The following is a 23,933-nucleotide window of genomic DNA, read 5'->3' on the forward strand; positions in this document are numbered from 1 at the left end:
CATCACCTTCTTCCTTTGATGGACTCCAGTGTTTTCAAGCGGCTTGCTTTTCTTTTGCGGTCTTCGGAATCTTTGAGAACCTCGCTCTTGTCTGTCGCGTCTTCCTTGTCCGCGAATAAATAGGCATCCAGCAGATGAATCGTCGGGTAGGAGTACATTTTGATAATCGACGTATCTTTGACAGATAAAGCATTGAGTTGGGCATTAATCTGAATCAGATCAAGGGAGCTTGCTCCCGCTTCGAAAAAATTGTCATGCAGACCAATCGCCTCCAGCTCCAGATAGTCCATGAACAGTTCTGCCAGCTTCTTCTGTGTCTGTGTAAGCGGAGGTGCATATTCAGTGCTGTTAGCCATCCGTTTGCGCTTGCGACCCGCAGAGAGATGCTTAGTAGCAGGTCTTATCCCATCCGGCTTGTTGGCTTCAAGTAAGGAATACCGGGTGTTCAGATCGGTCGTTGACAACAGCCACTGAACAGGAGACCACTCTGCACTCATGACTTTGGATAAAATATGCTCAAGCACTTCCATTCCTTCAGCATTGGTCATTCCACCCTGAAGCTGCACCATTTCCGGCTTTGGAGCTGAGGCATCTTCCTGGGTAATGACGATTTTGCCGATATGCTTGGCCGATGCCATATAGCGGAAAGCCTCTTCCGTATCTGCGAACCGGTAAGGGATCACAGGCAGCGGTGTGAACGTGCCTTCCTCCACATGCCGGGCAAGCTCGCGCAAGAGCCTCGTATATCCGGGAAGGCCGCTGTCCATGCTGATGGCTGACACAGAAATTCCTTTCTCAAAAACTCGCATTCCCAGCGTGCTGTTCTCCATAATGTCCTTTACGCCCATTTCCAGAAATCTGCCGTGCGGGGCCAATAAGGAGAGCCCTTGCTCGACAGCCTCACCCGTAAGGGCATTCAGAATGACGTCTACCGTTCCGGCAGACTCACGGATCTGGTCGGCAAAAGCAAGATCCCGCGAGGAGTACACATGCGAGATACCTAGTGAACGCAGGTAGTCCCGTTTCTCTTCGGTACCGGCCGTTGCATAAATCTCCGCTCCAACCCACTTGGCGATTTGCACGGCTGCCAGACCCACGCCGCCAGTTGCCGTATGAATTAGCACTTTCTCGCCCAAGGAGAGCTGTCCACGGATGATTAGCGCGTAGTAAGCGGTCATAAAGGCAATCGGCAGGGTTGCCGCTTCAGTAAACGATATCCGGGAAGGCTTGCGTGCCACCGAGCTTGCCGGCACCCGTGCGTATTTTCCCAAGCTTGCTCCGGCTATCGCCATCACTTCATCTCCGGGCAGCCAATCAGTTACGCCTGCCCCCACCCTGGTTATCGTTCCCGCACATTCCAGGCCGAAGCTGAAACCATAGGGTTCCGGCAGCTTGAGCACACCGAGTGCATACAACACTTCCTTAAAGTTCAGGCCGTTAGCTGCCACTCTAATCTCTACCTCATCCGGTTCTGGAGGCAGCCGATATTCAGACAGGATATGGAGGCTGTTCAGTTCACCCGGCACAGTTAATCCCAGCCGGTAATTACCGACCGCAGGCAACGTTCCATTGCGTTCCAGCGGCAATTGGTCTGACAGTGACTGGTTGCGGACTTTGCGCATGACATATTCTTCAATCTCCATGAGTACACTGCCTTCCAGATCGGTAATGCGGCAGGTATACGTCCGGGCTTCCTCCCTTTGTTCCCCTTCTTGCACAATGGTGTAGAGATTAGCAGAGAACGGCCGGAGAATCTGGAGGTTCTTATAGGCAAAAGGCAGATACGCATGGCTGTCCTCCGATTGTCCGCCCAGCAGGCTCGTTGCCCGGTCCATCAGAGCTGGATGAACTCCGTAATCAGCCGAGTCTCTTGCCAGATCCTCTGGCAGTGACAATTCGGCAAACGCTTCGTTCTCGTTGCGGACGAACCGGCGTATGTTGTTCCAGTGCGGGCCATATTGCATGCGTACCCCCGTGCCCTCGCTGGATCGTTCTGCTTCTACAGGAACCGCTGCGGCCAGTAGACCATTCTGGAGCTTATTGAGCTCTGCGCCGCTGAGGGTCCGATCATTCTGCTCATCCAGGCGTTCCGCACAGCCTTTGGCATGTTGTATCCATTCCCCTGCTGCTCCTATGGAGGACATGGAGAATTCCCAGCCGCTACTGTTATTGGACCAAACGGTTCTTAGCTCACACTTCTCTTCGACCACAAGCGGTTGTACAAAAAACAGTTCAACAATGTTCAGACCGATATCTCCGGTTAACTCTTCAAACGATGCCCTCAGAATCTCTACATAACCTGTTCCCGGTAAAATGGAGGAACCGAGCATCCGGTGGCCGTCCAGTACCCATTGATGCTCTGCCGACAATCTGGATATATAGACCGTCTGCGTCTCGCTTGCCGACACCCTTTTGGAGGTTAGCAGCGGGTGGAAGATGCGCAGCGGGAGCTCCGCTTGCCCTTTTTTGCTAGCCGGGTGCTCCGCCTTATCTGTGCCGGAGCCGTTATACCGGTTCACAGCTTCAACTGCCATCCCCGTCTCCTTCCAAGCATCCCAATCCACGCTGACTACCCGCATTCCAGACGAATCCCCGGCATGTGCACGGGCGAATCCGTCCATGAAGGCATTGGCCGCTGCGTACCCGCTCTGCCCGAAAGCACCGAATGTTCCGCTAATCGAGGAGAAGAGCAGGAGAAATGCCGGTGGCTGGTGCATTGCTGCAAGCGCATCATATAAGACTGTCGTCCCTGCGATTTTGGGCCGCAGCACCTCTTCGGTCTGTTCTCTTGTTGCGATGTGGATCATGCTTCCATCCGGCACTCCTGCTGCATGGAATACCCCGTCCAACGGGCCGAAGCGCTCCACCGCTGTGCTAATGGCATGTTCCATCGAAGACCGGTCAGCGACATCGGCATATTCGACATGCACCTGCGCTCCGCTCACACATAGCTGTTCCAGCCGATCCTGCACCGGATGCGGCTTGCGGCTAACCAGCACAAGCTTGGCCTGATATTGACCAGCCAGATACTCGGCGAGCGCAAGGCCGATTCCGCCAATGCCGCCAGTGATCAGGTACACCGCTCCCTTGCGCAAAGCGCCGGACCGAAGGCTTATCCGGGGAAGGGGTACCTGAATGAAAGCATGTTCATACCGGTGTGAGGACCGCAGTGCTTGCCGGATGGGCAACGGGCTAACCTTACTATCCGAACCCTCGAAAGGCAGGGTCAGCAGAATTCCTGGATTCGCGGCGATGGACTCCTGATCGAGATCCAGTGTATGCACCCGGATATGCGGATACTCCAGCGGGATAACGCTGGCTATCCCAAGCAGGGCAGCTTTCAACGGATCTACGATGTCGTTCGGATGGACCCGTTCCATTTGATCTGTGACCAGTATTAGCTCCAGCGGCTTCCCTTGCACGGCTACAGCTGCAGCACGCACCAGCTCCAGTACACTGTACAGGCAGCGGTTAAGCACCTCAGTGCAGGCAAGATTCTCCCCACTTCGTCCAGACGCTACTTGGGCACGAGCTAAAGTCTCAGCTTGTTCCAACCCGAGACTCCACAAGTGAATGATCTGTTCAGGCAGCTGTGTGCCGGCTTCGGCAAGCACTTCAAATAATTGAGCATAATGGTCCGGGTTGCCGGGATCAAGGGTGTACTCCGCAGCAGATTCCCTCTGAAAGGTCCCTTCGGGGTAGACCTTGATCCACTGAGCCCCTTGTTCCTCCAGCAACACTGCATACTGGTCAGCGAGAAGGCTCCGCTCAGTGAACAACAGCACCGTCTGTCCCTTGCAGCCAGGACGCTTTCCTTCCATACTGCCCTCTTGCTCACTCCAGTCTGGGGCATAAGCCCATTCATAAACGGGACGGTTGCGGGCATTCGAGCTGTCCGGCTGGATATCCTCTGCCTTACCCTGCTGATATTTCCAGTAATATTGCTTCCCGAACGGGTATACCGGCAGGGAAACCCGCCGTCCTTTGCGGTTCTCAAATACCCTCTCCCATTGGATGGACACTCCGCTCATCCATAGGTCGCTCAAGGCCTGAAGCAGATGGATACCTGATGTCTGTGCCTCGGAGGCTTTGGGTAATATGCTAAGAATCTTACTATTGCTGCCGGTACCCGGATTACGGCGGATCAGTTGACCCAGCGTCCGCCCGGGGCCGACTTCCAGAAATACGGGTTCAAGCTGTTTCGCCAGCGTTGCCACGCCTTCCGAGAACCTGACGGTTTGCCGGACATGATTCACATAATATTCAGGGTCCACCGCTTGTTCGGCTGTGATAAACTCACCCGTAACATTGGAGATATACGGAATTGCCGGAGCCGCCCATTTAATTTCTTGGAGCGCTTTGCTGTAGGGTCCGAGCATCGGCTCCATCATCGCGGAATGAAAGGCATGCGATACCTGCAGACGGAAGGGCTCATGACCGCTTTGCCGCAGCTCGGCTGACAGGGCACGTATCGATGCGGGCGGTCCCGAGACCACTGTGAGTTCCGGGCTGTTGGTCGCAGCCACGGACAGAGCTTGTCGTTCGCCCAGCAGTGGGAGCACATGCTCGTACCCAAGGCCAATGCTAATCATCTCGCCGAGCTCCATCTGCTGCATTAACGAGGAACGGCGGATCACCAGCCGGATGGTCTCCTCCAGTGTCAACACGCCTGCGAGGCAGGCAGCTGTGTATTCACCCAAGCTATGCCCGAGCATAGCCGTCTGCGAGATGCCCCAATGCTGCAAAAGCCGGGCCAGCGCATACTCCACCATGAACAGCAGCGGCTGGGCAACTTCGGTCTGATCGATAGCGTGTAAAGCCGTTGCCAGCAGTGATGACCCTTCCGGGTCAGGCTCCTGCTGCCAGATGGACCGCAAATCGGCCGTCAGGATGGGTGAGGCCAGCTCCAGACAGCGATCCATTTCACGCTGGAATAGCGGCTGCGTATTATACAGGTGACGTGCCATTCCTGTGTATTGGGCTCCTTGGCCCGGGAATGCGAATACCACATTCACGGCCTCCCGGATACGGGCAATGTTGCGTGTTCCATTCAGGAAAGCTCGCAAGCCGGCAGCAAGCTCAGCAGCATCTGCGGCAATCCATGCCATCCGGAAGTTCAATTCTTGCCGGCCTGTATTCAGCGTAAAGGCGATATCCGCAATCTGTTGCGCTTGACCTTCTGCTGAACTGAGATAATGGAGCAAGTCTTCTGTTTTTTGCAGCAAGGCTTCTTCTGTCGCAGCGGATAATAAGAACAATTCGGGTGAGCCCTCACTCCGGTTCTGTCTGTTCCCAGGATCTGCCGCGATGGAAAGCGGGGCCTCTTCCAGGACGACATGCGCATTGGTTCCGCCGATTCCAAATGAGCTTACGCCGGCACGGCGAGGCGAACCTTCCGGCGGCAGCCAATCCTGAAGTGTGGCATTGACATACAGTGAACTTTTGTCGAAGCCGATAGCTGGATTGGCCTGCTTATAATGCAAGCTGGGAGGCAACTGCTTGTGATGCAGTGCCAGCACGGTTTTGATGAATCCGGCAATGCCCGCAGCAGCATCGAGATGTCCGATATTGGTTTTGACAGACCCGATGGCTGTTTCGGTTCCATTGGAGGCGGGGAACAACCCGGACAAGGCTTCGATCTCAATGGGATCACCCAGTGGAGTTCCTGTACCATGTGTCTCAATGTAACTAATGGTTTCCGCTGAGACAGCTGCGGCTTCCAGGGCAGCCGTCACAACATCTAGTTGTCCCTGAACGCTAGGTGCTGTGAATCCAGCCTTGCGCGTTCCATCGTTGTTAATCGCAGATCCTTTAATAACAGCGTAGATGTGATCGCCATCCTGAACGGCCTGATCCAGCTTTTTTAACACCACAAGACCCGCACCATCGCCGCTCACTGTGCCTTTGGCATCTGTATCGAAGGCTCTGCAGTGCCCATCGGGTGATTTAATCATGCCATCCTGGTAGGTGTAGCCCGATTTCTTGGGTACTGAGATCGACACCCCACCTGCAAGCGCCAGATCCGATTCTCCTCTTAGCAGGGAATTACAGGCTAGATGTACCGCAACCAGTGACGAAGAACATGCAGTTTCAACGGTTAACGACGGCCCTTTCAGATTGAGCTTATAAGAGACGGGCATGCTCAGGGAATGTACATTTAGATTGGCCGCCCGCCAGCGCTCTGTATCATCCTCCAGGGAATCGAACAGCCGGTTCACCCAGTTCAAATGGACCGTTGCGCCTACGAATAAGCCTATGGCATTCCGGTACCGCATGGGATCGTATCCGGCATCCTCCAGGCCCGCCCAAGCGAGCTCATGCAAAATGCGAAGCTGCGGGTCCATCAGTTCAGCCTCTTGCGGACTATAATGGAATAACTCCGCATCGAAGTATTCAATATCCTCAAGCATCCCCTTCGCTTTCACATACCTGGGATCACGCAGCAGCGTCTCGGCAACTCCGGCAGCGCTTAATTCTTCATCAGAAAAGAATGAGATGCTCTCCTTCCCCTCCCGAAGATTGCTCCAAAAACTCATCGGATCGGCAGCGCCTGGGAACCTTCCGGCAAGTCCAATGACAGCAATATCACTGGTTATTAAAGAGGAATCTTCCATCTTCTCTTGCTCTACTTGGGAAATAGCCGCCGTATGATCGGTTTCGTTCTTCGGACTCTCTTCTGATTGCTTCGCTGCCATGTACGCGGCGAGCTCTCTAACCGTAGGATATCGGAATAAATCGGTTACCGACAGTTCAATACCGGTGGAAGCACGCAGGGTATCGCTGATACGGATCGTCAAGAGCGAATTGCCGCCGATATCAAAAAAGGGGGCATCCAGTTCAATCTGTTCCACCCCTAATGCTTCCTTCCAAGCTTCCAGCACCGTGATTTCCATTGAGGCCAGTGATTTAACAGGTGTACCTCCGGTGACTGGGGAGGGGAACGGCAGGTTGCGCAGCGCCTTCTTGTCAATTTTTCCGTTGATTGTCAGCGGCAGTGCAGCAAGCTGCATGTAACGCGTAGGCACTGCATAGGAGGGCAGCCGTTCCAGCATAGCTTTTCTTAGCTGACCTGGTTGCAGTGTGTTCCCCGCTACGAAATAGGCAGCTAGCTCCTTCTCCCGGTCCACGGACTGAATCACAATAATCGTACAGTCTTCGATTCCGGGCAACTGGCTTAATTCATGTTCGATTTCCTGCAGCTCAAGCCGGTATCCCCGAACCTTCACCTGATTGTCAGCTCTCCCGAGAAAATCAATATTACCATCGGGCAGCCAGCGGGCTAAATCCCCTGTCCTGTACATCCTGTACTCTGGATATAACGGATCGGGAATGAACTTGGCTTTGGTTAGCTCAGGGTTGTTCAGATATCCTCTTGCTACGCCTTCCAGCCCGACGCATAGTTCACCAATCGCTCCCACAGGCAAAAACTGTTGATTAAGGTCCAGAATATATGCAGTAGAGTTCGAGACAGGTCTGCCGATTGGAATTCTGGTCTCATATTCCCGTTCAATCGCAAATGTAGTGGACAGCACCGAATTCTCGGAAGGACCATAGCCATTGACAAGTGTCAAAGCCGGGCAGGCCTGTCTCACCTTGTTAATCTGTGTTGGCGACAACGTATCCCCGCCAATAATCAGATAACGCAGGGAACGGAACAGCGAAGGCTCCACACTGGCTAATTGATTGAACAGCGGTGTAGTCATCCACATCAGGCTTATTTTCTGCTGGAGCAGTGTTTCTTTTAATACCTGAGGCATCAGCAGCTTGTCCTGATCCATCAGGTACAGTGACGCTCCGTTCAGCAGTGCCCCCCAGATCTCGAAGTTGGAGACATCGAATTCAAACGGACATGTCGGCAAAATCACATCACTGGTGCTGAAATTAACAAACTCTGTATGCTTCACCAGCCGCACGATCCCTCTATGCTCGATCATCACACCTTTGGGCCTTCCGGTAGATCCGGAAGTATACACAATACAGGCTACACGGTGTCCGCCATCATGCGAAGAAGGGAAGCTGTCCAGCAGATCCGTATCTTCTGTATCAATGATATCTTGGTAACGCAGGGTGCCTACATTCATCGATGTCATAAAAGAAAGCCGGCTGTCCCTGTCAGACAGCATAAGCCGCATCCCTGAATCTTCGATCATGAATCTAAGCCGATCTTCGGGATAATCCGGGTGCAGAGGCACATAAGCCGCGCCGGATTTCAGAATTGCAAGCAGTCCCATGATCGTCTCCGGGCTCCGCCGAGACTCGATTCCAATGTATTGCTCCGGCCCGGCTCCAAGACGAATCAGTGCAGCGGCTACCTGGTCTGACCTCCGATCAAGCTCAGCATAGGTCCACTTGACTTGCTCATGAATGATGGCAATGTTCTGGGGATGGCTCCGTGCCATCGTGGTGAACCACTGCGGAATCGATTGTTCACGGAACTGCTTCAGGGGTCCGGCGGCGGACAGCAGCCCGTTCATTTTTAGAGCATCAGGTTCAGCGATTCTAATGTCAGATATCTGCGCCTCCGGCTGCGTGACCAGATTGTGCAGCAGTTGAACAAAGCACTGTGACATCTGATTTACCACAAAATAGTCATAGCTTTCCTGATCATAAATGAAGTCCATTTCGAAACCACTGCTCTCCCGAATGAGCAGGGTAAGCGGATAATGAGTGTGCTCCACCATTTCAAAGGAGCTGATCGACAAGGGAGCTTGTCCGGTTAGGCCTTCCGCTGCGGAACCTGCCATTGGCTGCTCCAGGAGCACCTTATCCAGCGGATAGTTCTCCATGACCAGCAAGGTATCAAATAACTCTTCGGTACCATGAATACCGGCGTATCCCCTGATCTCGGACAGACCGGCCATTTCATAGGGACGCCTGGCTGTAATTGCGGATTGAACACCCGCGAAATACTCCAGAACACTTTCTCTCTTGCGGCTGGAAAGACGCAACGGCACCGTATTGATCAACAGCCCGACTATACGCTCGATGCCGGTAAGACTAACGCCCCTGCCGGATAACGTCGAGCCAAAAACAATATCGTCGACATGTTTGAACCGCTGAAGCAAAAGGCCCCACGCACCATTCATCAAGGTGGCTACCGGCATGCCATTGTTTTGGCAGAATAACCGCATTCCCGCCGCTGCCGTTTCCGGTATGCTCAGGGATACCCGTTTGAATCCCGGGCGCCGGGGTTTGTAGAACGGTTGTACCGTTTGTTTGATTTCATAATTCCGCAGGCAATCAGCCCAATATACCGCTTCACGTTCCGGTTGGCGTGAGCCTTTGACAGCCGCCAGATAAGCCTTCATTCCCGGCTTTGCCGAAGGGGACACTTCCTGATCTTCAGCTAGTGCCCGGTAGGCATGAAGCCATTCTTCCAGCACAATGCCCAGACTCCAGCCATCCAGCAGAATATGATGGAACGTCAGGAACAATCCGCACTCCCCGTCGAACTTACATAATACGATTCGTAGGGTTTCCCGGGTCAAATCAAAGCGCATGGCCCGGTTCCGTTTACCTATGATTTCTGCAGTTAGCTGCATCCATTCTTTCCTGCTCCTCGTCTGCTTCAGAGCCTTATGGTCCTCAGTGGAAAGGAATGCTCTGATTTCATCAGGTATCATTCCGCCCGTGAAATCATAGATTTCCGGCATCGGTTCACGGTTCCGAAGCACAATCTGCACAGGTGACCGGAGCCCCTCCCATTTGAACACGGACCGCAATGCGTCATTCGCACGGTAGACAGCGAGCCAGGCTTCATTGAACAGCTGGTTATCTACTTGCCCCTGTAGACTCAGGACAAGGTGCTCCATGTATTCACTTTTGGATTCCTCCTGCAAATAATGAAAGAGCATCCCTTGCTGCAGCGGACGCAGCGGCCAAATATCCTGGACGTTGTTTTTCTCAACCTTCATGTTGGGCCTCCTCACTTATGAACGGCAAGTGCATCCTGAATGGCGGCGATCACATCATTCTGACAGTCATGAATGAAAAAGTGCCCGCCGGGCAGATTTTGAATCTCCATGCTCCCGCTGATATACTGCTCCCACTCTATCCCGTTCTCTGCAGGCATCAAGGGATCATCGGTGCCGACCATGACCGTACAATCGACCGGAAGCCTCACGTGCCGGCCGTTGCCGGCATACAACTCGTAGATTCTATAGTCTGCTTTGATGATCGGCAGGAAAACTCTCATTAGCTCAGAATGATTAACCAGTTCCTGAGCAGTACCGCCCAGCTTGAGAATTTCTTGAAGGAATAGCTCATCCGGCAGCTTATGCAGTTGCTCCTCTCCATAACGCAGATGCGGTGGATTACAGCCGGATAAGAACACATGTACCGGAAGCGCCTGTCCGCTTTCCATGAGCCGCACACTCAGTTCATAAGCCGCAAGCCCTCCCAGGCTGTGTCCGTACAGCGCATATGGACTCCCCTGAAGCTGGCTGCCCAGATGCTGTACAAGATCGTCAATCAATGACTCCATACTGTCGCATAGCTTGGACCCGAACCGCTTGCCTCTGCCTGGAAATTCAAGGGGGACCACTTCGATATTTGCCGGCAACAGGGTCCTCCATTTCAGGTAGATGGCTGCGGAGCTGCCGGAATAAGGAATTGTAAAAAGCTTGATAGTCATAAGGAAGCCTCCTCTTGAATCACTTGCGGCTGTGCTCGGTTGTACGTTAAAACGGCTGGGTATAGCGGGAACCACATTTTTAACAGTCTTAAGAAGGAGAACATCGTTCCTGTGATTGCGGTCATAATCATAGCTGGAGCTATCGTAAACGGTGCCCATACGACAATAAATCTCCAAGGATAACCCCAAAAAAGCATTTTGGGTATATACCAGGTCATGCCCAGAATAAGAGCGGCCAGGATCACCAAACCGGATGACTTGACATATAGGGCGAAAGAAGGTCCCTTGCGCAGCCGTCTGCCATTGCGGATTAAGCGCAGATCCTTGACCCATGCGTAGAGCAGCCAGAGACATAGAGCCGTAGAAATAAGGATCACGATCCGGCCTGCAAGATTCGCTGTGTCCATAGTATCCATTGGTGCGGCGGCAGGTTTCAGATCTTGCTGCAAAGCATACAGTCCCTCACAAATCGCGTAAGTCGCCGTCGTATTCCGGTTACCCAGAACAGCAACTCCGATTTGTTGGACTGGATCAAACAAGACGTACGAAGAGAAATTAGGATTATTCCCCCCGTGTGAAAAGAGGGTATGATCTCCTTTGTTAAACACCAGCCAGCCACCCCCATAGCGAAAAGATGTCGTATACGGAGGAGTTAGTGTTGCCTTGACCGTTTCATCGGGAATCTGTGCACGGGCAATGGCTCCTCTAAGCTCTAAAGGTGCTGCTGCAGGGTTCATCTGCAGATTCAACCAGCGGGCCATATCCGTAGCGCTTGATAAGATGTAGCCTGCGGGTGTATTCCCTCGGTAGACGGGGGCTTGATACTCTCTGTTGCCGATAAATCCTGGCTTGTAGCCTTGGGAGATTTCTTTGCCACCTTGCAATATCGCTCTGCCTGCGGTTGTCAGCTCTAATCCCAAAGGCTGAAAGATCTCAGCGGACATATAAGATTCATAGGACATCCCGCTCACAGCTTCAATAATTGCACCAAGCACATCATAATTACCGGTGGAGTACAGAAATTGGGTCCCCGGTTTAGACCAGAGCGGATTCTCGCTTAGTCCGCGCACCGTATCCTGAAGTGCGCTGTCTTCGGTGGACGGATCTATCCGCGCAACGGAATCACTGCCCAGCCCGCTGGTCTGGTTAAGGAAATGCCCTACCGTTGGTTCGGCAGACTCCCCTCTTGCTTGCAGAGTTAACCATGGCAGATAGCGGGTTACTGGCGCTTCCAGGTCTACAAGCCCTCGTTCGACAAGCAGGAGCAGACCGACACTGGTGAATGCTTTACTGTTAGAGCCAAGTTCGAACAAGGTGTCAGGGGTTACCGGTATATTCCGGCTGGCGTCAGCTTTGCCATACCCCTTAACATAAGTCTTGTCACCGCGAAGCACCGCTACAGAGACACCGGGAAGATCCATCTGATCCATCAGCTTACGTACATATTGGTCAACGGACTCAGCTGAAATCCCGCTGCCGGCAGTATTTGCCGAAGCTGGCGGCAGCGCAGCTATGCCAAGCAGCATACAGGCACAGAGCATTTTGATTAGCAAGCGGTTCATGTTATCCCCCCTGTTACTTGAATAACGAATCCAGTTCCTCCTGCGTCATATCCACCGCATCAAAATCAGCAGGTGTCCAGCTTGGCTCCCTCTGAACCGGCGGTTGATTGAGGAGTTCTGCAAAGAGGGCTTTATACCGATCCAGCCACTGCTCCATGACCTTGTCCGGCATACTGGAGGGAGAACGTAACTCCAGATACAGTATGCGCTTCAGAATATAAGCGTTGATCTCCAGTAGGAATGGCATTGCATTGTCTTCGGCGATATCCGGTCCTGTGTGTTCATTCAGAACATGCAACAGGCCATTCCCGTATTCCTCCTGAAATTCCCCAAGATAATTGAATAGAATTCTGGGAATAGCCGGTGTAATCAGTCCCAATTCATAAGCTAAAATGCCATATCCCAGACCTTTGCGGGGCACCGCCCTGAGCTGCTGGAGGATGTTATCCCTCCTCTCGATTACAGTTCTACCGGCCTGAACGGTAATTCTGACCGGATATAGACTGGTGAACCAGCCGGTGGTACGCGAGAGATCCATTTCAGGGAACAAGGGCTCCCTGCCATGTCCTTCCAGCCAAATGACCTGTGTTTGCCAGTTCCAGGTATCATGAAATGCCAGGGCAAGTGCAGTCTGAAGGAGCTCATGGGGCTGCAGACCGTTAATCTGTTGGCAATGTTCAAGCAATAGCCCCGTTTCAGCAGGGCTGAACGTCAGCGTACGAAGCATTCTGCGTCCGTCAACCGTTTGCCCAAAACAAAGCCAATGATCATCTGGAAGGTTGTAATTTCCGTTCCAATATTCCCGCTCCCGCTGAACCAGCGGTTCAGCGCGTTCGCTCAGTGCCAGTGCCCAGTGCTTGAACGACGATGTTTTGGGCAGACATTGGCGTTCTCCCCGAAGCAACCGTCCCAAATCCTCCATAATAATCCGCCATGATACACCGTCTATACAAACATGGTGAGCCGCGAGCAGCAGACGATTAGTACGTCCCGGCTCGACAATCAAGCAGGCGCGAAAGGGGAACTGATCCTGCTTAGTAAGGCGTATGCCTGCCTTCAGTGCGGAGGTATACGTCAAGAACTCTTGCTCCCGTTGTTTAGGAGCAAATTCGCTCAAATCAAGTACATTAGGCTGGAACTCAATCACAGAAAGCTCGTTGTTATAGGAGAGCTGTTGCTTTACAGAGTCATAATGCAAGCGCAAGGAGTCATGGTGCTGAAGCAACTGCCTTAAACTGTCTTCAAGGGTATGCAGGGTAATATCTTCCCGGATCTCCAGCAGCATCGATTGCAGATAGTAGTCTTCATTCGCAAGCTCCCGGGAGAAAAACCACGACAGGATCGGTGTCAACGGGACGATGCCCTCCGGCGGCTCCTGTGACTGAACCTCTTTATCTTCAGTGAGATACAGAAGCATTTCGCTAATGAGAGGATGATCCAGAATGTCAGCCGCGCTTAGTTGAAGTCCTTGATTTTTGAGCAGGCTTGAAATCTGAATCGCTTTGATGGAATCCCCTCCAAGATTAAAAAAACGGTCCTCCAGGCTGATTTCCTTACAGTCGAGAACAGTCCGCAGTGCGGATAAAAGCCATTCAGCCTGGTTCCCCCCCTGGTACTCCTGGACCTGTACTGCGGCGTCATCTAGTTCTTGTGCAAGCTGTCTCCAATGGGTCTTCCCATTAGCAGTGAGCGGAATCTCTGTTCTAAAAATGATACGTCCCGGGACCATGTATCCAGGCAGGATGCCGGCTAGACGGCTGCGGATATCCAGCGCTGTAAGCGAGTCTCCGACAATACAGGCGACCAGTTCCATCCCCGGACCTTCACCCTTCGTCATGACAACTGCATTACGGATGCCCTTCATCTCCAGCAGGTGATGTTCGATCTCTTCCGTCTCGATTCGATAGCCTCTAACCTTAAGCTGGGTGTCGCAGCGGCCGATATATTCCATCACACCGCCTTCACCCCACCGGACCAGATCCCCCGTACGATACATCCGGTTGCCCTTGTTCACTGCATCCGGCAAGAAGCGTTCTGCTGTCAACCCGGGTTGATGGACGTAGCCGTCTGCAACACCGGGGCCGGAAATGTAGAGCTCTCCCTTCGCGCCTGGAGGCAGAGGCCGCAAATCCCTATCTAATATATATAGCTTTGCATTTGCAGCAGGTACTCCGATAGGCACGGTTGCTCCCTTGTCTGTTAAGGGATCATAACGGTAAATCATACAGCCTACGGTTGCTTCCGTTGGCCCGTATTCGTTATAAATAGCCAGAGTAGGACCGTAGGCTTGTTGTACAGCCGCCGCAAGGCCGGTCTTGAGACTCTCCCCGCCCACAATCAGTGTCCGCAAGGCAGCATTCGGCCTCCGTTCTTGCCCCATAAGCGCTAGATGGGAAGGGGTAAGCTTGATTATTGAAGCCCTGTTCTCGCCCAGAATTCGGCTCAAGGTATAGTCCTCGCCGCTGGAGGGGTATATCCTCAATTGGGTGCCGCTGACCAGGGGCACGAATAAGGATGTCAGCGTCAGATCAAAGGCAATTGAGGAATAAAAGGCGAACACCTCATGTTCCGAGGTCAAGTATTCTGCCGCTGCCCAAGTGATATAATTGGCTAGGTTAGAGTGAAGAACTTTTACCCCTTTAGGTGCTCCTGTAGATCCTGAGGTATATAAGATGTAAGCTGTTTCTTCAGGTCTCGCCCTCTGCTGTTCTTCCTGAGACATCGGCCTGTGCCGGAGCAGATGCCGGGGATTGCGCGTTGGGACAAGCCAGCCGGAAGCCGGTTCATCTGACAGATCGGTCAACAGGCAGATTGCTGCCGAGTCCCGCAGCATATACTCCGCTCTTGCTGGCGGAGCTCCGGGGTCAAGCGGCAGAAAAGCCGCACCACACTGAAGAATCGCCAGTATTGCAATAACCAGTTCAGGAGAATGATGCATCCTTACACCTATTACACCTGACACATGCGGGAATTCTGCGGTCAGGGCTGACGCAAGGCAATTAACCCGCTGCGCCAATTCTGCAAAGGTCTGCTGCTCATCTGCACAGCTCAGGGCAATCCGGTTGGGATGGAGCCGAACCTGCTCTGTGTATAGATCCATAACCGTCTTTTCCAATGGATAGTTGTGGATAGAAGGCTGGTTATAATCAATCAAGGTTTGTTTCCGTTGACTTTCGGTAGACAGGGTTAGTTCCTTCAATGGGAGGTCTGGAGTATGCACCATCTGATTCAACACATGCAGGAGACAGTCCACCAGCGTTTCAGCCTCATCCTTGCCAAGGATCTGAGTCTGGTAGTCCAGAGTGAACAATAACGTGCCATCCTCAGACCAGTCCTTGATCATCAATTGTACGGGATAAGCCTGCTCGCCGGAGTAGAACTCCTCATTGCTAATCCTCATATTGTTCACGGTGGTTAACAGGTGGGTATTATAATAATTCACAGAGGCCTGGTATAGGCTGCCATACCCATTTTTCCGCAGCTGAAGCTGCTGTGCAAGGAGATCGAACGGATACTTGTGATTGGCGAGATTACGTGAATATTCACGGCGTACCCGCTGTAAAAATGCCCGGATGGACAAGCCTTCCTTAAAATGCAGGGACAGCGGCAGATTGCCAGTGAACATGCCAACGATTCCCTTGGTGTGAGAAGAGCGGTTGGATACGGGTATGGACAGGATTACATCCTCTCTCTGGTAATACCTGCCTAACACCAACCCGAATGCGGCAGATAAAAATAGGGGCAATGACACATTAAGCTCTGGCAGAATACGGGTGATCTGCTCTGTGGCCTGCTTGTCGATCAGGCGGGTATAGCGTCTGCCGGCGGGAGCAGTGGCAGTTTTGTCAAATAGCGGTTCGGGAAGAGCATCAAATTTGTTCTCCCAGAATTGTTTGTTGCTCTGACAGCGCTGAGAGCCCAGGTATTGATTTTCGAGATCGAGATAAGTCAAATAGGAGGGTTCGGACACGGCACAGTCAGAGATATCTTCCCTGCCGAGCGATTCATAATGTCCGAGAATTTGTCTGGTCAGCAGGTCCATTGACCAGCCGTCGCAGATGATATGATGGGCTTTCAGGAGAAAACCATTATCCTGCTCCCCCACCTTGAAGGTAGCGATGTGGTATAAAGGAGCATCAAAAAGCTCAAAGCGTTGTGCCGCTTCGGTATTCACCCACCTCTCAAAAACCGTCTGGGGATCGGTATATGAGCTGAAGTCGTAGTGAGGCAACGGCTGTAGCGAATGAGCATCTGCTACATATTGTTGCGGTTCACCTTCTTGTGCCTGCAAACGCAGGCGCAGGCCGTCATGGGCCTGAATCACATTAAGGATCGAAATTTCCAAACGGGAGAAATCTAGCGTTCCGTGAATACGGACACAGCCACCAATATGATGTACGGCTGTCTGGGGATGAAGGCATTCGGTATACCAAATTCTCTTTTGGGGATGGCTTAAACGATGCAAGGCCTTATTCACAAGATCCATGTCAGTGTCCGCCTTTCGCAGATTTAGAATTCAATCTCCAGGATTCAATGGATTCGGCTAAGCGGGCTATCGTCTGCTGCTCCAAAAAAACTTCAAGTCTAAGGGTCACGCAAAGCTGCTCGCATAGATATGCATGCAAGGAAGCTGCCAGCAGCGAGTTGCCTCCCAATTCATAATAATTGTCGTTGATTCCGATCGGGGCCACCCCCAGGTACAGCTCCCATGCTGCCACCAGCTCCCGTTCAACCTCCGTTCTTGGTGCGATATATCCATCCAGCTGTTCTGGACGTAAGTTGATGGGGTCCACCATGGGCTGAAGCGGTCCGGTAGAATCCAGTGCAGAATCATCACGCTCTACCCAGCAGCGTGTTCTTACAAACGGATAGGCAGGCAATTCAATGCGTTGGCGGCGCTCCCCTTGATAATAAGCCTTCCAATTGACGGGGTAACCTTCCATCCAGACTTTGCCGAGAAGAAGGTAAAGGCCCTTCCATTCCGTGGGTCCATGACTTTCCGAAGATTCAGCGAGATTCATATCCAGCACCAGCCGATCGTTTTCATTCCTACAGCTGGTCTGTAATGAAGGGCCTTCTTCCAGGGCATCTGTGAGATACGAAGTCCAAAAATCACTACTGCTCCACTCTGCATGAGTCATCTGGCTCTTTCCCGGTAGTGCGGCAATCGGAACTCTCATCGGTCCCGTTCTCAGACTGGAGACACGTTGCCGGTAGCTTCGGACAATAGTACCCTGCTCCTCCCCCGAAGTGGCGAGTGCGGCCGTATAGGAGCTGCCCAGATACAAAGCATCCGCATGAGTCATGAGGCCACAGGCATAAGCGGCGGCAAATAAGCCGCTGCCCGTGCCTTGGCAGCCTGAGGGATGGATTCCCCAGCTCTCCCAGAGTTTGAATAAGGAGAGCTGCACGGTTAAGGCGTATGCGGCTTGTGCCTGCAATGCTGCAACTTCCTTGCCGAACCATTCCTCTGCCAGGTTGTTACCCAGCACGAAGTTGTTGTAGAATACCGTTTCCTCTGCCATCCAATCTCCAAGCTCAGGAGTCTCGAAACCGGATAGATCCGGGAAGTGGAACAAGGGCATGCCCGCAAGATTCTTCCCGGTCTCCTGTTCTATCCACTCTGTCTCACCTCCACTGCCGTATAGCATAATTGCCCGGTGCTCAAACAGCTTCCGGCCGGTTTGCAGTGTATAGGCTGCATCCGCTAACTGCTCTTCTGAAGCCGAGCTTAGAAATTGCTGTAAGGATTGCTGTTTCCTCTTGAGCGCCTCTGCATTTTTGGCGGAGAGTACGAACAACTTGCTGCGGCGCAAGGAAGCTTCCTTTGGCAACACCGGTGCTTCTTGCAGGATTACATGTGCATTGGTACCACCAAGCCCGAAGGAGCTGACCCCAGCCAGACGCCGTTGATTGGGGCTGCTCCACTCCAGCGGAAAAGGATTTAGATAAAACGGGCTCCGGCCGGTCATTAACCTGTCATGTGGTGTATCTGCGTGAATAACGGGTGGCAGTATCCTCTCTCGCAGAGCCATGACTGTCTTGATTAACCCAACGATGCCTGCGGCTGGCCCCGTATGACCGACGTTAGATTTAACCGAACCCAAAGCACAAAAAGCGTTTTTTTCAGTATGTCTGGCAAATACCTCATGCAGCGCTTCAAGCTCAATCGCATCTCCTAGAGGAGTGCCGGTACCATGAGCTTCTATGTAACTGATGTCCCCGGCACTTACGTCAGCGTTCATTTGCGCTCGTTCAACAACCTGAATCTGACCTGTGACGGCGGGAGCTGTATATCCGGCTTTGAGGGCTCCGTCATTATTGACGGCAGAACCTTTAATTACAGCATAAATGGTGTCGCCATCCTCAAGGGCATCGCTGTATCGTTTCAGTACGACACAACCTGCCCCGTCGCTGTATAGGGTTCCAGTAGCGTGTTTATCGAACGCCCGAAGATGCCCATCAGCAGACATCAACCCATTGTCTTGATAGTAATAGCCGTTGGCTTGGGGAATGCCAAGTGTCGCCCCTCCGCATACCATTATGTCACTGGAGTATGTGAGCAGACTCTCACACGCCAAATGTACAGCAACCAGCGAGCTGGAACAGGCAGACTGGACATTCAGCACTGGCCCGGTAAGGCCTAGCTTGTAAGCGGCCATCATCGCCGCATGGTCTTTCTCATTTGCGATCTGCATTTGGAGTTCGGAGGCTGCTCTGTTGCCATTAAGAAGCGGCATAAGGTTGAACATCTGATAATAGTTCGCGTACACACCAGCATACATCCCGATAAGACCATCATAGGTTCCCGGATCACATCCCGCTGCCTCCAGTGCTTCCCAAGCCATCTCCAGCAGCAGACGATGCTGCGGGTCCATTAAGGACGCCTCTCTGATATTGAAATTAAAGAATGCAGCATCGAAATTCTCAATGTTCCGGATGTTGGTGTTTGTGCGAATAAAATTTTGCTTTCCCTCAGCAGAAGCAACTTCTGCTGTATCCTGTAAGGATGTGTCAGCAACGACCTCTTCTCCAGTCAGGATCGCCTTCCAGAATTGGGAAACGGTATCAATGCCAGGCAGACGGATGGAGAGGCCAATAATGGCAATATCCGCCTTATTATCATCATATTCGTGCTCCAATGACATGAGATCACTCCCGTAATATTGCTTATATTCAATATCATTGTAGTATTAAAACTGATTTTGACGAGGGCTTGATAATACCTACTATACTATGAAAATATTTAAATAAGTACCATACTTTAGGACTATATAACAATAAAAATAATTAATTTCAATTTATTATAAATAATAATTTTGTCTATGTATCTGCAGCATTCGACGTCCGATTATGTCGTAATATGCCAGTTGCTAAATAATGCGCAAATTCGGGAAAGTGCTATTAGTATCAATTTAGGTATAGAGTGATTTCAAATTAATATGCTAGAATCGTATAGCTGCCCTGTTTAGAGAACGGACTGCAGATTTCGCAAACTTCACAATAACGAAAAAAATTCAAAATCTCCTACGACAGGTGTTTGATATGTCCAAAATTCTTGCTTTTAAGCTCCTGGAGCAGCTAAGTCTGGAGAGCTATGCTTATTTTACAGGACAGGTAATGGAAGAACATCGCGCACAGCTCGCAGCCCCCCCTTCTTGTTTCTATTCTCAGAATAGTAATAAGAAGGGGGGGCTGCTCCCGGAATCGTTTGTAATTTTATCAATATCGTATATTATTTCATCTTAAAGGTCTTCCGGCTTTATAAATTTCACCTCTGGATAGCTGTCGTTTGGACCCTCAAGCAGTTGTCCCCCTTCTCCTTTCAATTCCTTATTAAAGAAATCGAGGACATATTGATTTACGAGGTCTGATCCTCTTTTACCATTTATATCTCCTGTGATTCCAGTCAGTTTAATCAGCTCAGAATAAAATTGAAGGTCCGTGAAATTGAAGTGTTGGGTACCCTCTATATAGATCGCAGGCCCTCCCTGATTGATCACATTTTTAATAATGTGCAGTTCTTCTTCAAGTTGTTTGGTGACTTCGTTATCCGGATGGGTATCCTTCTTGAAATCGGTCAACCAGTCTTTAAAAACTCCCGATCTTATGAACATAAACGGCTTGTTTAGATCATCTCTATTGTCCACTTCGATCAGTGACCCGTCCATATTGACCCCGGCCTTGATTCTAGGATCAACATAAGTTGTGTTAAACGCTGTTGCCCCACCGAAGGAATGCCCCATTACGCCCAGATGATCTAGATCGATTTTTCCTTTAAATTGACTTTCGATTGCACCTGAATTCAGCTTTTCAATTTCGTCGATTACAAACTCCACATCTTTCGTCCATATCTTACCGATTCTTCTGCGATCTTCTACGGTAGTCGTCTTGGTGGTATAGTCCGTTACACGGCCATCCGGAAAAATGGTAGCAAAGGTGCTATACGTATGATCAATGGTGACCACGATATATCCGTGACTGGCGAGATTCTCGGCCTGAGACGCATGTAGAACCCGACTGGTTCCCATACCGTGAGATAGCAGTACCACAGGATAAGGACTTGTAGAAGGCAATATTTCTACATTTTCATAAGAGTTGGTTTTACTGTACTTCCAGTAATCGAATACAAAGTCTGGAAGGTTTAAGGAATTAGAATAGGTCTGGATATACTTTTTGAACATTTCTTTATCCTTTGGAAAAAGAGCTTCACTCTTCTTATTACTGCTATTTGCAGTAGGGTACCACACTTGAACCATTAGTTCCCTCTTATCGCTTGGATCTGCAGTTAAGACTTCATCTCTGTTCTGATCCGTAAAATGAAAGCTTTGAGTACCCACCTTCTCCGGACCTTCAAGCTTCGGCAAATGAAAGACTGGCAAGTATACAGACAAGGCGGTAGATATAATAAGCAGAATGAGAATGATGGAAGATGAACTGTATTTCAACAGCTTCCCTGCTTTTATATTCCCTATATTCCCCATCTTACCTAAATGCCTGAGTATAACGATGAGTATGAGCAGCGCCGTCATCATGTATACCAAAAGCAACTGCCATCTGTATCCCTCTACCCATAATTGAACTGCCAATATAATGCTGCTTCCTATCCCCAAAACCAGTCCCGTTGTCTTTGCACCTCTTCTGATAAACAATAGATCTGCGAGCAGCGCGAAACAGGATAGAACTAAAAACACCTCAAATAATCTCATCTTACTCCCTCTCTTTCTACTACTACTTATTCTTCTGCTAAAATGTAAGCTTAACCAATGAACGTGTGCTCCCCGTGACGTCAATATGAACTGAATATGAACGGACAAAAGAAATGAACCCAAAGCTAAAAACCCTCAGGACGCTAGAATCGCGTTCCTGAGGGTTCATCCATTGTATATTAATTATTTCAGGCTGAATCTGCTGCATGAGTACCGTGAGACAAGCGGAAATGCACTGATAAAATAAATGACGGTGAGCGAGGCGACGGTGCCAGCTAGTATCCAGGGGGCCGGGTTCAGCAAGAATGCTGCAAGGAAACCAATCGAACCCAGACTGTTCAGCAATGTAAACCAGGGGTTACCTGTAGTCATATCCGGGGCATAAGGCTGGAGGAGATAATACAACAGTAAATGATGTACCGTGAACACCACAGCTAACGCCAGCGTTAACAGCCATACCGGAGGAAGGATTGAATGTAACTTCCCTTCAGCGACGATCAGGGTAAACACACTCAGCACAGCCGCCAGGGCCGCGCCGATTAGCAAATTCCGCCCCAGCAGCCAGCGGAGGCGCAAGCAGAAATGCTGCAGCACATCTCTCCGGTAGAAGGAATACCGCATCAGCGGCATGTCACAATGGCGAAACAGTGCTCTGCACCATTGATTGCCCATTGTCAGTTGAAACATCGCCAGAATGATAAAGGATACATACCGTTCAAGCTGTGTTACATTCAGAGGCTCCGTATAAAACAGCGCGGAAAGCGCTAGGAGAACGCCGATTACGCTAATGATTACTAACCTTTTATGAAAAGGTGCAGCTGCAAGTCCCCTATGCCGTTTAACAAACACAGAGTGCAAATAAGCGTACCCCCTCTTGTCTTGAGCAGGAAGAACGCCGCTATTGTCTGTGCGGTCTGTCTGTACACTTTTTTGTTGAAGATCCAGCAGCATCCGTTCCATGTTAAGCAGCGGATCATCGAAGCTGGTCACCGCTCTTACCGCATCTGTGTAATTTGTTCTGTGCAGCAGGATATATCCGGCGGTAATGCCGCTGAGCAGCAGCAATACCAGGAGCAGCGGTTGACCGAGCACTGCAGCACCGAACAGCGGAAAATCCATCAACCCTGTGAATGGCAGATAAGCCGCAGCAAGTGTGATCAGCATGACCAGTGAGACGAGCCCTGTCTTCTTCACCAGTATGATTTTGGAATACCGGAAAAGTCTCAAATGGAGCAGTTCACATAAGATCCTCCACATTGTCACAGCCCCAACCAGCAAGAGTGCCTGCTGTGCCGAGAGGCCTAAGCTGCCGGCAGTCATCATCATGGCGATCCATTGATAGAGCAAAAACGTCACATACCGGTTAACCAGTACTGCCCGCATGTACCTTGTAGGCGCAATCCGCATCAGCCGGACCGCAGTATATTTCATTTTATTCGATTCCAGTACCTTCGCACTTGATACCCCTGCCAGTAAGACGCTGATGCAAAAATACATATGCGTAAACAAAGCACGCCGTTCATCTGCCGCCCAGCCGTCTGTCCACAGAGCAATAGGCAGCGCAATCAGCGCTCCGAAGTAGAGCAGGCTCTCGGCTAAACCGCCCAAAAGGATCTGAACAACAGCGACAACCCCCGCCCTCCGCTTGGCCTGTACAGCCGCATACGCCCGGTCTGTAATCAACCTCCCGATCAGAGGCAGACGCTGGGCATAAAAAATCAGCTTGTTAACAAAGATGGTAACCTGCAACTGCCACATACGGACAAACGTATTAAGCATCTCCGGCATAGGCATTCTCCTTCCCTATCCCGGGTTCGCTGGCGTCATCTTCAGTCAACAACTCAATCACCTGTTGCTCAAAATCCGGCTGTTTCAGCACCTCTGCCGATACGCGCGTTAGCTTGCCTCTATGAAGTACCACCAGCTCATCGCATAAATCGGCGGCCAGCTGCAAAATATGCGTGGAGAAAATCAGCACATGCTCATTCTTCATTTCCCGCAGCAGATTCTTCATCTCTAAGGCCAAGATAACATCTAATGAGGTCAGCGGCTCATCCAACAGAATCACAGGGGGTCTCATTAGCAGAACAAGCAGCATTTGAAGCTTGTTCTTCATGCCGTGCGAATAGTGCTTAATCAGCTTGTGGCGGTCACTCTCTTCAATAGACATCAGGTCGAATAGAGCGTCTACATCGTCTCCCCGGTCTGCAATCGCGGCTTGATTCACATCCATATAGAAACGGATAAACTCACATCCGGTTAGAAATTCCGGCAAAATGGGCAGTGAATAGACATAACCGACATCCTCAGGCTGCAAGTCACGGCTTGAAGTCCCTTGTACCAGCTTCATCCTTCCGTGATCCGCCTGGATTTCCCCGCCTAAGCAATTGAACAAAGTCGTCTTCCCCGCCCCGTTGCGGCCAAGCAGACCGTAAATTGTCCCCTGCTCAAACACAAAATCCGCACCCGTCAATACAGGCTTATCGCCGAAATCTTTTAATAAGTTCTCTACTACTAGCTCCATCCCTG

The 23,933-nt window shown here is 51.1% G+C and carries 8 protein-coding genes; all 8 read right to left on the reverse strand.

Features of this window, described 5'->3' with window-relative positions; genetic code table 11:
• Window positions 1-2: 2 nt before the first annotated feature.
• Window positions 3-9,914 carry a non-ribosomal peptide synthetase/type I polyketide synthase gene (locus MKX42_RS17070; protein ID WP_340753529.1) on the reverse strand — a complete coding sequence of 3,304 codons (9,912 nt, stop codon included), beginning with the start codon at window positions 9,912-9,914 and terminating at the stop codon, window positions 3-5.
• Between the two features lie 11 nt (window positions 9,915-9,925).
• Window positions 9,926-10,633, reverse strand: a complete 708-nt coding sequence (locus MKX42_RS17075; protein WP_340753530.1) for a thioesterase II family protein — start codon at window positions 10,631-10,633, stop codon at window positions 9,926-9,928.
• Window positions 10,630-12,195, reverse strand: coding sequence for a serine hydrolase domain-containing protein (locus tag MKX42_RS17080; RefSeq protein ID WP_340753531.1), 1,566 nt, complete (start codon window positions 12,193-12,195; stop codon window positions 10,630-10,632). Before MKX42_RS17080 ends, MKX42_RS17075 begins: the two co-directional genes overlap by 4 nt.
• 13 nt (window positions 12,196-12,208) lie before the next feature.
• Window positions 12,209-16,681 (reverse strand): amino acid adenylation domain-containing protein, encoded by a 4,473-nt coding sequence (locus tag MKX42_RS17085; protein ID WP_340753532.1) that lies wholly within the window; start codon window positions 16,679-16,681, stop codon window positions 12,209-12,211.
• A 1-nt stretch (window position 16,682) separates the two neighbouring features.
• Window positions 16,683-19,343, reverse strand: a complete 2,661-nt coding sequence (locus MKX42_RS17090) for a type I polyketide synthase (RefSeq protein WP_340753533.1) — start codon at window positions 19,341-19,343, stop codon at window positions 16,683-16,685.
• Between the two features lie 597 nt (window positions 19,344-19,940).
• Window positions 19,941-21,404 (reverse strand): alpha/beta hydrolase family protein, encoded by a 1,464-nt coding sequence (locus MKX42_RS17095; RefSeq protein WP_340753534.1) that lies wholly within the window; start codon window positions 21,402-21,404, stop codon window positions 19,941-19,943.
• A 183-nt stretch (window positions 21,405-21,587) separates the two neighbouring features.
• Window positions 21,588-23,192 carry a hypothetical protein gene (locus MKX42_RS17100; protein WP_340753535.1) on the reverse strand — a complete coding sequence of 535 codons (1,605 nt, stop codon included), beginning with the start codon at window positions 23,190-23,192 and terminating at the stop codon, window positions 21,588-21,590.
• Window positions 23,176-23,928: an ABC transporter ATP-binding protein gene (locus MKX42_RS17105; RefSeq protein WP_340753536.1), complete on the reverse strand. Its 753-nt coding sequence runs from the start codon at window positions 23,926-23,928 to the stop codon at window positions 23,176-23,178. Before MKX42_RS17105 ends, MKX42_RS17100 begins: the two co-directional genes overlap by 17 nt.
• Between the last annotated feature and the right edge of the window lie 5 nt (window positions 23,929-23,933).

It is taken from the genome of Paenibacillus sp. FSL R7-0204 (genome assembly GCF_038002225.1).
Classification (GTDB): domain Bacteria; phylum Bacillota; class Bacilli; order Paenibacillales; family Paenibacillaceae; genus Paenibacillus_AQ.

Coding starts and splice junctions, on each gene's coding strand:
- MKX42_RS17070 (WP_340753529.1), bottom strand. CDS start 9,914: ATGAAGGTTGAGAAAAACAACGTCCAGGATATTTGGCCGCTGCGTCCG.
- MKX42_RS17075 (WP_340753530.1), bottom strand. CDS start 10,633: ATGACTATCAAGCTTTTTACAATTCCTTATTCCGGCAGCTCCGCAGCC.
- MKX42_RS17080 (WP_340753531.1), bottom strand. CDS start 12,195: ATGAACCGCTTGCTAATCAAAATGCTCTGTGCCTGTATGCTGCTTGGC.
- MKX42_RS17085 (WP_340753532.1), bottom strand. CDS start 16,681: ATGGATCTTGTGAATAAGGCCTTGCATCGTTTAAGCCATCCCCAAAAG.
- MKX42_RS17090 (WP_340753533.1), bottom strand. CDS start 19,343: ATGTCATTGGAGCACGAATATGATGATAATAAGGCGGATATTGCCATT.
- MKX42_RS17095 (WP_340753534.1), bottom strand. CDS start 21,404: ATGAGATTATTTGAGGTGTTTTTAGTTCTATCCTGTTTCGCGCTGCTC.
- MKX42_RS17100 (WP_340753535.1), bottom strand. CDS start 23,192: ATGCCGGAGATGCTTAATACGTTTGTCCGTATGTGGCAGTTGCAGGTT.
- MKX42_RS17105 (WP_340753536.1), bottom strand. CDS start 23,928: ATGGAGCTAGTAGTAGAGAACTTATTAAAAGATTTCGGCGATAAGCCT.